This window comes from Streptomyces sp. JW3 (assembly GCF_052216785.1).
Classification (GTDB): domain Bacteria; phylum Actinomycetota; class Actinomycetes; order Streptomycetales; family Streptomycetaceae; genus Streptomyces.
In genome coordinates this window covers 1-6,071 of record NZ_JBQOUX010000195.1, presented here as the reverse complement: position 1 = coordinate 6,071, position 6,071 = coordinate 1, and the positions used below count along the sequence as shown (strand labels likewise).

The following is a 6,071-nucleotide window of genomic DNA, read 5'->3' as shown; positions in this document are numbered from 1 at the left end:
CCCGTACCCACGGGAACCGGGCCACCGGCACGTCATACGCCGCTCAGCCGAGCCAGTATTCAGCCGATCCGGTACTCGGCCCCCCACGCCTCCACGGCGTCGGCGGCCCGGTCGAACCCGTCCGACCGGGCGAGGAAGTCCGCGTTGTGCGAGGTCAGCAGCGGCGGCAGAGACTCACCGGCACCCCGCCCCCGGCGCTGGAGGACCAGCGCCTGCCCCTGCACCGTCCGCGGCAGCCCGAGCCAGCGCACCGGCTGCTGCACCGTCCGCACCTCCACGACCTGCTCCCACGGCACCGTCCGGCTGACCAGGAAACCGACCTGGCGCACACCCCGCGCGCTGACCCACACGCCCATGCGCAGCAGCCGCAGCGCGCACCCGATGACGACCAGGGCGAACGCGAAGACGGCACCGGCCGAGGCGGCGGTCCCGGTCGCGGCGATGGCCACGGCCGCGAACAGCACGAACGACGCCAGCAGCAGCATCAGCGCGGACGCGCCGACCCGCCAGGGGCCGGGGCGGTAGGGCCGCCGCCACCGGTCCCGGTCGTCGTACGGCAGCGCGACGTCGTCGGCCGTGTCGAAGGCGCGGTCGGCCGTCAGGAAGGTCAGGGGCACGGCTGGTCCTCACTCGCTCCATGCGTGGGCTGTGCCCGGTGAGGTTATCGACCTGTGTCCCCGGTCACCACCATCGGGGCCGGGATGGAGCCATCGCCGGCCCGGGACGGCTCAGCGCCCCTCGGACGCCTGTGACTGCTGGGTCTGCTGCGTGGAGTGGTCGAGGGACAGCGCGGGCATCCCGATCACCAGGGCACCCACCAGTCCCGCGACTATGGTCAGCCCCAGCAGCCAGCGCCCGGCCAGCTGGCCGAACGACGCGCGCTCACGGGGCGGGGGCGCGACATTGCTGCGGAACCTGTCGGCCTCGGCGACGAAGGCGAACGGGACGGGTTCACGCCGGCCAATCATGTGGACGTCTCCCTTCAAGAGCTCTTTCACGTGTACACACCTGTACAGACGAACGAACACTGCCGAAGGTGCCCGGTTTCACCGACTTCATAGCGGCCCGGCAGTGAACGCCCTGTTTAACGCCCTCTTAGGGGCGCCGTAGAGTGGCGTGCGCAATCCGACGAGACGGGAAGGCCCTGCACACCGTGACCGACACGCCCGAAGACGACTTCAAGATCGAGTTGCGCAGCGACATCACCGTCGAGCTGGTGAAACACACCGCCTCCGACGCCGACGTGCTGTTCGCCGCCCGGGTCTCGACGGTCGGGGAGCAGTCCCTGGACGAGCTGAACAAGGACCCGGAGCGCTCCAAGGGCCTGATCAACTACCTGATGCGGGACCGGCACGGCAGCCCCTTCGAGCACAACTCGATGACCTTCTTCATCAGCGCCCCGATCTTCGTCTTCCGCGAGTTCATGCGGCACCGGGTGGGTTGGTGCCTGGCCGGTGACACACAGGTCACGCTGGTAAGCGAGGCGGGCAACCTCCGGCGCCGCTCGATCGCTGAGCTGTACAAGCTGTGGCACCTGGGCGTCGAGGACCGGTTGCCGCATTCGGCGGGCGGGGTCACCTGGCACGCGCGTGCGCAGAAGTGGATGGCGCAGGTCCGCCGCGGGCAGACCAACCATTATCTGGGGCTGTACGACAGCCGGGAAGCCGCCGACTCCACCGTGGCGGAATTCCGGGAACAGCATCCCTCGACCCGGCTGCGCAAACTGGAATCGGTACACCGCAACCATGTCCGTTGCTACGACGAGGAAACGCTGACCGCCCAGCGAGCCCAGATCCTCGACGTCATCCAGTCGGGCGTCAAACAGCTCATCAAGATCACTACTGCTGGCGGCAAGGTCCTGCGCTGCACCGTCGACCACGCGGTGTTCACCCCGGACGGCTGGCGCAAGGCAGGGGAGCTGGCGGTGGGAGACGCGGTCATGGCCGCGGGTACCGCGCCTCGGCCGTCCGAAAGGCTCGTCCCGCCGAGCCTCCGGCGCGGAGTGGGCGTGTGGACCTCGATGCAGCGCGACCGTCTGATCAAGGAGAGCGACCTCTGCCACCTCTGCGGGACGCCTTTCCCACGTGAGCAGCTCGCGCTCGATCACGTCGTTCCGGTGGCCGAAGACCTCACCCGCGCACTTGACGAGCGCAACCTGGCACCCGCCTGCCGACCCTGCCATGCGGCCAAGAGCGCGGAAGAGCAGAAGCTCGCACGCCGTGGCGGCAAGGTCGCCGTGGCTGTGCCCGACCCGGTCGTGTCCGTCGAAGAGGACGGCGAGGAGATGACGTACGACCTCACGGTCGAGGGTCCGTGGCACAACTTCCTGGCCAACGGCGTCATCGTTCACAACTCCTACAACGAGGAATCGGGCCGGTACCGGGAACTTCAGCCGGTCTTCTACGTGCCGGGAGAGGAGCGCAAGCTTGTTCAGCAGGGACGTCCGGGCAAGTACGAGTTCGTGGCCGGTACGGAGGCGCAGCAGGCGATCGTGAGACGTGCCACGGAGCAGTCCTACATCCAGGCGTATGAGCGCTATCAGGAGATGCTCGCCGCCGGCGTGGCCCGCGAGGTCGCCCGCGCGGTGCTCCCCGTCGGCCTGTACTCCTCGATGTACGCCACCTGCAACGCCCGCTCGCTGATGCACTTCCTCGGCCTGCGCACCCAGCACGAGCTGGCCAAGGTGCCGTCCTTCCCGCAGCGGGAGATCGAGATGGTCGGCGAGAAGATGGAGGCCGAGTGGTCCCGGCTGATGCCGCTGACCCACGCGGCCTTCAACGCCAACGGCCGGGTGGCCCCGTAACGCACCGCGCGCCGCGCAGGCGGGCACGCATGTGCGATCAGCCGCACGAGGTGTCCGTATTGCGGCATTTCATGAAGTTCACTTAGCCTGAACAAACGGACCCGGCACTGCTTGAACCCCCGAGCAGGCAGTGCCGGGCTCCGCCTCCGTCCCCCCGGTGCCGCCTCCCCCGAGGGAAGACCCCGCTCCGAGCAACGAGTAGCGTGTAACCCATGGCTCCGACCTCCACTCCGCAGATCCCCTTCGGGCGGGTCCTCACCGCCATGGTCACGCCCTTCACGGCGGACGGCGCACTCGACCTCGACGGCGCGCAGCGGCTCGCCGCCCACCTGGTGGACGCAGGCAACGACGGCCTGGTCATCAACGGCACCACGGGCGAGTCCCCCACCACCAGCGATGCGGAGAAGGCGGAGCTGGTACGGGCCGTCGTGGCGGCGGTCGGCGACCGCGCCCACGTCGTCGCCGGGGTCGGCACCAACGACACCCGGCACAGCGTCGAGCTGACCCGCGCCGCCGAGAAGGCCGGCGCCACGGGCCTGCTCGTCGTCACCCCGTACTACAACAAGCCCCCGCAGGAGGGGCTCTACCAGCACTTCAAGGCGGTCGCCGACGCCGCCGAGCTGCCGGTCATGCTCTACGACATCCCCGGCCGCAGCGGCGTCCCGATCAACACGGAGACCATCGTCCGGCTCGCCGAGCACCCGAGGATCGTCGCCAACAAGGACGCCAAGGGCGACCTCGGCCGGGCCGGCTGGACCATCGCGCAGTCCGGTCTCGCCTGGTACTCCGGCGACGACATGCTGAACCTGCCGCTGCTCTCGGTGGGCGCGGTCGGCTTCGTCTCGGTCGTCGGCCACGTCGTCACCCCCGAGCTGCGCTCCCTGGTCGAGGCCTACGTCGCGGGCGACGTGCAGAAGGCGCTGGAGATCCACCAGAAGCTGCTCCCCGTCTTCACCGGCATGTTCCGCACCCAGGGCGTGATGACCAGCAAGGCCGCGCTCGCCCTGCTGGGCCTGCCCGCCGGACCGCTGCGCGCGCCCATGGTCGAGCTGACGCCCGAAGAGACCGAGCAGCTCAAGATCGATCTTGCCGCCGGCGGGGTACAGCTCTGACAACAGACTTCGCAAGACCAGCAGCACCGCGGCACCGATGCACCGCTCCACTGGACCCGACAACTGAATAAGCAGGCCACCGGTGCCTGCGCCCCACACACATCACATCTGCACGAACGACACGCGCGCCACGTGCCCCACCGGTACGTGGCGCGTGTGGTGAGGAGAGTCTTTTGAGTCATCCGCACCCTGAACTGGGCACCCCGCCGCCGCTCGCCAAGGGCGGCCTGCGCGTCACACCACTGGGCGGTCTCGGCGAGATCGGCCGCAACATGACGGTCTTCGAGTACGGCGGCCGCCTGCTGATCGTCGACTGCGGAGTGCTCTTCCCCGAGGAGGAGCAGCCCGGAATCGACCTGATCCTGCCGGACTTCTCGTCGATCCGGGACCGTCTCGACGACATCGAGGGCATCGTCCTCACCCACGGCCACGAGGACCACATCGGCGGCGTCCCCTATCTCCTCCGCGAGAAGCCGGACATCCCGCTCATCGGCTCCAAGCTGACCCTGGCCCTGATCGAGGCCAAGCTCCAGGAGCACCGCATCCGCCCCTACACCTTGCAGGTGGCGGAGGGACACCGGGAGCGCATCGGCCCCTTCGACTGCGAGTTCGTCGCCGTCAACCACTCCATCCCCGACGCGCTGGCCGTCGCCATCCGCACCCCCGCGGGCATGGCGGTGCACACCGGCGACTTCAAGATGGACCAGCTCCCGCTGGACGGCCGGCTCACCGACCTGCACGCGTTCGCGCGGCTGAGCGAAGAGGGCATCGACCTCCTCCTCTCCGACTCCACGAACGCCGAGGTCCCGGGCTTCGTCCCGCCCGAGAAGGACATCTCCAACGTCCTGCGCACGGTCTTCGCCAACGCCCGCAAGCGGATCATCGTGGCCAGCTTCGCCAGCCACGTCCACCGCATCCAGCAGATCCTGGACGCGGCCCACGAGTACGGCCGGCGGGTCGCCTTCGTCGGCCGCTCGATGGTCCGCAACATGGGCATCGCCCGCGACCTCGGCTATCTGAAGGTCCCGCCGGGCCTGGTGGTGGACGTCAAGACCCTCGACGACCTCCCGGACCACGAGGTGGTCCTGGTCTGCACGGGCTCCCAGGGCGAGCCGATGGCCGCGCTGTCCCGCATGGCCAACCGCGACCACCAGATCCGCATCGTCCAGGGCGACACGGTCATCCTGGCCTCGTCCCTCATCCCGGGCAACGAGAACGCGGTCTACCGCGTGATCAACGGCCTGACCCGCTGGGGGGCCAACGTCGTCCACAAGGGCAACGCCAAGGTCCACGTCTCGGGCCACGCCTCGGCCGGCGAACTGCTGTACTTCTACAACATCTGCCGCCCGAAGAACCTGATGCCGGTCCACGGCGAATGGCGCCACCTGCGCGCCAACGCCGAACTGGGCGCCCTGACCGGCGTCCCGCACGACCACATCGTCATCGCCGAGGACGGCGTCGCCGTCGACCTGATCGAGGGCAAGGCGAAGATCTCCGGCAAGGTCCAGGCGGGATACGTCTACGTCGACGGACTCTCCGTCGGTGACGTGGGCGAGCCGGCCCTCAAGGACCGCCGGATCCTCGGTGACGAGGGCATCATCTCGGTCTTCGTCGTGATGGACTCGTCCACCGGGAAGATCACCGGCGGGCCGCACGTCCAGGCCCGCGGCTCGGGCATCGAGGACTCGGCGTTCGCCGTGGTGCTGCCCAAGGTCGTCGAGGCCCTGGAGCGCTCGGCCCAGGACGGCGTCGTCGAGGCGCACCAGCTCCAGCAGCTGATCCGCCGCACCCTGGGCAAGTGGGTCTCGGACACCTACCGGCGCCGCCCGATGATCCTGCCCGTGGTGGTGGAGGTCTGACGGACCGTCGGACCTCGGTCCGCTCCAGTACGTTTACAACTCCGCTCAGGCGGGCACCCGACCAACTCACGGTCCGGAGCCCCGGGAGCGGGAATTCCGACTCAGAACTTCTGATAAAGTCGGAACCGCCGGAAAGGGAAACGCGGAAGCGGAAACCTGGAAAGCACCGAGGAAATCGGATCGAAAAGATCTGATAGAGTCGGAAACGCAAGACAGCAAGACCGAAGGGAAGCGCCCGGAGGAAAGCCTGAGAGAGTCTCTCGGGTGAGTACAAAGGAAGCGTCCGTTCCTTGAGAA

Annotated in this window: 4 protein-coding genes and 3 pseudogenes; 5 read left to right on the top strand and 2 right to left on the bottom strand. The window is 68.6% G+C overall.

Going from position 1 to position 6,071, the window contains the following annotated elements:
* Positions 1-59 precede the first annotated feature (59 nt).
* Together ACTT8P_RS37710 and ACTT8P_RS37705 are read right to left on the bottom strand one after the other, a co-directional pair.
* A complete protein-coding gene (locus ACTT8P_RS37710) occupies positions 60-617 on the bottom strand; it encodes a hypothetical protein (protein ID WP_442836307.1) in 558 nt (185 codons plus the stop codon).
* A gap of 111 nt (positions 618-728) precedes the next feature.
* Entirely contained in the window at positions 729-968 is a 240-nt protein-coding gene (locus tag ACTT8P_RS37705; RefSeq protein WP_442836306.1) for a hypothetical protein, read from the bottom strand.
* A gap of 185 nt (positions 969-1,153) precedes the next feature.
* On the opposite strand from ACTT8P_RS37705, the pseudogene ACTT8P_RS37700 reads away from it, so the two are divergent.
* The 5 genes and pseudogenes from ACTT8P_RS37700 to ACTT8P_RS37680 all read left to right on the top strand — a co-directional run.
* Positions 1,154-1,444, top strand: a pseudogene (locus ACTT8P_RS37700) (FAD-dependent thymidylate synthase); the annotation flags it as partial.
* Positions 1,424-2,350, top strand: a pseudogene (locus ACTT8P_RS37695) (HNH endonuclease); the annotation flags it as partial. The pseudogenes ACTT8P_RS37700 and ACTT8P_RS37695, both read left to right, overlap by 21 nt.
* A gap of 3 nt (positions 2,351-2,353) precedes the next feature.
* Positions 2,354-2,803, top strand: a pseudogene (gene thyX / locus ACTT8P_RS37690) (FAD-dependent thymidylate synthase); the annotation flags it as partial.
* 212 nt (positions 2,804-3,015) lie between these two features.
* Positions 3,016-3,915, top strand: coding sequence for a 4-hydroxy-tetrahydrodipicolinate synthase (gene dapA / locus ACTT8P_RS37685; protein WP_442836305.1), 900 nt, complete (start codon positions 3,016-3,018; stop codon positions 3,913-3,915).
* Between the two features lie 173 nt (positions 3,916-4,088).
* Positions 4,089-5,774 carry a ribonuclease J gene (locus ACTT8P_RS37680; RefSeq protein ID WP_442836304.1) on the top strand — a complete coding sequence of 562 codons (1,686 nt, stop codon included), beginning with the start codon at positions 4,089-4,091 and terminating at the stop codon, positions 5,772-5,774.
* Positions 5,775-6,071: the final 297 nt, after the last annotated feature.